Raw genomic sequence first — 3,294 nt, forward strand, 5'->3', positions numbered from 1 at the left:
TGTTGATTCATTTCGACATTAAGATGGTGTTTTACTTTTCAGTAATCGGCATCGCAATAAAGAATTGCGTGCCCTGGTGGTGGAATTGGTAGACACAAGGGATTTAAAATCCCTCGACGTTCGCGTTGTGCCGGTTCAAGTCGGTAATTACCAAGCCAGCTTAATGCTGGTTTTTTTGTGCCTGAATTCAGATAAAACTCCCTCCGGAATCTTCCCTCCTGTCTATCTCCTGTTCTCTGTGCAGATTTTCTGTTCGAGTTAGCTGCCAAGAACCTCCTGTGCTGATGAGCTGTGCGTAATTGTCGTGCCAGCATACCCAAGGCTGAATTTCTGTGTGCCTCTGGTCTCTGTCCGGTCGGGCTGTGAGTGATGAAGCGGACACGAAGCCTTAATAAAAATAAATTTAAGGGTTGCTGGCCAGTTGACAGTTTTTTAACGCTGACTAAGTAGCTCTAAAAAGCAGATCAAAATTAATATAAATTGCAACTTATCAATGTGTTATGTTACCTTAAGTTGCGCATGTCATATAAAAAACTAAAGAATATAGATGTCACATTTTATGCCTCCAGATCCTCACCCCTTAGACTATGATTGGCGGTTTAAGAGAGAAACTGTTGATAAACTGAGTCAATTATTTGATGATCATGAGTCAGTGCTATCACTAGGTGTTCCTTCTTTAATAAGAAAACATCAAGAATTGGATAATCGGGTTTTTCTTGTTGATCGACAGCCTTTACATTGGTCTAATTTTCATTCGTTAGTAGACGTAGATGTTGATTTACCTCTATGTAAGAGCTTTGATGCTGCTGTCATAGATCCGCCTTGGTATATAGAGAATACTATTCGCTGGATCAGTTGGAGTGCGCAACACTTAGCGATTGGTTCAAAAATTTATATTTCTCTCTGGCCGGAATTAACAAGGCCACAAGCCATCGAAGAAAGAAAAAACTTATTTGAATGGTTGACTAGCTGGGCTGATTTTGAAATAAAATCTAATTTTTTTTGTTACGAAACTCCTGTTTTTGAAATGAGAGCAAGTGAAGTAAGTGATGATAATGTTCTCGAAGACTGGCGTTTTGGCGATTTACTTGTCATAAAAATTAAAGAAATCCCTCCTTTGTCGAAAGCTATCACTAAGACCGAATTATGGCACCGATTTGTAATAGATGACTATCAGCTTGCATTACGTGTGAACCATCACGATGTTCTACCTGCAAAAATAATTATGCATCCATTAGCTAATGGATGGTATTGGCCTTCCGTTAGTAGGAGAGCAATTGGAAGGGAAGTTATCGACCTGTGGAGCTCTCAAAACAAAGTGGGTACAGTAATTGGTAGCGCGAATGCATTAGAGATCTTACGTTTTCATTTGGGGTTATCTGATAAGGTGCCTTCATCAGCAGCAGACTCTTTTTTAACAGTGCTACAACAGTGGAATATACCGAATAAACCTTATAAACGAGTAATGGAATGGCAGCACCTAGCATAATCTTACGGTTCAGAGATACTACACCCGACATCGACACAATAGACGAGCATAAAGCTATTATTAATAGAAAAGGAATAGTGTTGTGGGGGTGGTGGAAGAAAGAACATGAAGACGGATTTGAGTCCTTATTTAACAGTTTAGAGAGTGATGACACGGTATCTGATTACGTTTATCTAATTGATCCATCGACTAAACGTTGTTTCACTGCATCTTTCAATAAAGTGTATAGAAAAAGGAAAGTTGACGTCGACATATCTTTGGTCCCTGAATACTATAGACACCAATGTGAGAAAGTTGAAGCTTGGTTTCAGTTGACTTCAATCAATGTCATTGATTATGAACCTAATTTAGGTAGGCAGGTGGGTGAAAATACACTATTACTTCGTGATAGCTATGGATGCTCTAGCGTAAGAGTTTCTAGAATCGGCAACAGCGGTTCAGATAGAAAGTCAATACTTCATCTTTCAGATTTACATTTTGGACTTGATCACGGTTTCGTTGTTTCAGATAAGGTTTTGGAAGGAGGGACAGCGAAGACACTTAGTGATTGTATTCTGACTGACTTAAAGCGAGTAAAAGCAAACAAAGATATTGCTGCAATCATTATTACAGGTGATTTTACGACAAGATCTGATTGGTCAGATAGTACAAAAAACTTAATTATAAGTGAGCTTCACTCGATAGCTAGCGGACTTGGGGTTGATAAAAGCAATATTATTACTCTCCCTGGAAACCATGATATGAAACGCTACCCGAGTGATAGCAACATAGACGAAAATAAGTTGGCTGGAAATACTCAGGTTACATATGAGCACGAGCGTGACTATCGTCTTTTTTCCGAAGAATTAACTGGGAAGCATTGGAAAAGTCAATTAGATTATAACATTATTGTTTCATTGGGTGATGTAGATTTATTCTTATCAATAATGAACTCATGTAGAGTAACAAGCTCTAAACTTACAGAATATGGTTATGTTGGTTCTCTAGGTTTAGACATACTTGACGACTTGGCTAATTTAAATATGAGTAAACCGACTTATAAAATGATGGCTCTTCACCATCATTTAGTGCCCATTAGTCAAGTTGAGATGCCAAATAGAAATGCGATATCTCTCACTCTAGATGCGGTTGAATTGTTAGATAAAGCAGCTAATGTTGGTATACATATGGCATTACATGGCCACCAGCATGAAAATAGAATTGCTCAATACCATAGTTTTAGCCTAGCAAATGAAGACCCCAAATCTCCTATATTAATAGTATCTGGCGGGAGTACGGGGGTTAGTCGTGAACGTAGAGCTGAGTCTACTAGAAATTCATACAACCTACTTACTTTTGAACTTGATAAGATCAAGCTGAGAATCAGAGAAATTATATCTGACGGAAAACGTGGGTATGATTTATATGATAATTATTTACCTGTTTCGCCTACCGTGCAGGAACAGTAGTTATTTAAAGTCGTAAATTATAATATTTAGCAAACCACAACTATAACGATAGATTATAGTTGTGGTTTGGCCGTTTCTAAATAAAAGCTAATTATATATTAAAACCTAGTATGGATTAAATATAGGTAATTTCTTTTATGGAGAAACGTTTTAAATTTACAACTACTAAGATCGCCAGTTTACCCCCTAATGATCCAGACTCGCGTTCTACAGAAGCTGAATATTCGTGCTCTGAGTTATCGGGTTTCAAGATATTAGTAGGTAAAAATGGACGTAAAAAATGGCTAGTCAGGTATACGCTTAATGGCAAGAAAGGATCTGCGTCATTGGGTATTTTCCCGGCTTTGTTGCGTAATT

At 37.9% G+C, this 3,294-nt stretch carries 3 protein-coding genes and 1 tRNA gene; all 4 read left to right on the top strand.

Annotated features, from left to right (window positions below; genetic code table 11):
- The first annotated feature begins 75 nt into the window (after window positions 1-75).
- Window positions 76-153: transfer RNA gene (locus AB4589_RS24840), tRNA-Leu, on the top strand.
- A 394-nt stretch (window positions 154-547) separates the two neighbouring features.
- Window positions 548-1,489 (top strand): hypothetical protein, encoded by a 942-nt coding sequence (locus tag AB4589_RS24845; RefSeq protein WP_372101905.1) that lies wholly within the window; start codon window positions 548-550, stop codon window positions 1,487-1,489.
- Window positions 1,471-2,937, top strand: a complete 1,467-nt coding sequence (locus AB4589_RS24850; RefSeq protein WP_372101906.1) for a metallophosphoesterase — start codon at window positions 1,471-1,473, stop codon at window positions 2,935-2,937. Before AB4589_RS24845 ends, AB4589_RS24850 begins: the two co-directional genes overlap by 19 nt.
- Window positions 2,938-3,074: 137 nt before the next feature.
- A partial coding sequence (locus AB4589_RS24855) for an Arm DNA-binding domain-containing protein (RefSeq protein WP_133151474.1) occupies window positions 3,075-3,294 on the top strand: 220 nt, incomplete at its 3' end.

The sequence above is a fragment of the Vibrio sp. 10N.222.49.A3 genome (assembly GCF_041475145.1).
Lineage (GTDB): Bacteria > Pseudomonadota > Gammaproteobacteria > Enterobacterales > Vibrionaceae > Vibrio > Vibrio tasmaniensis_A.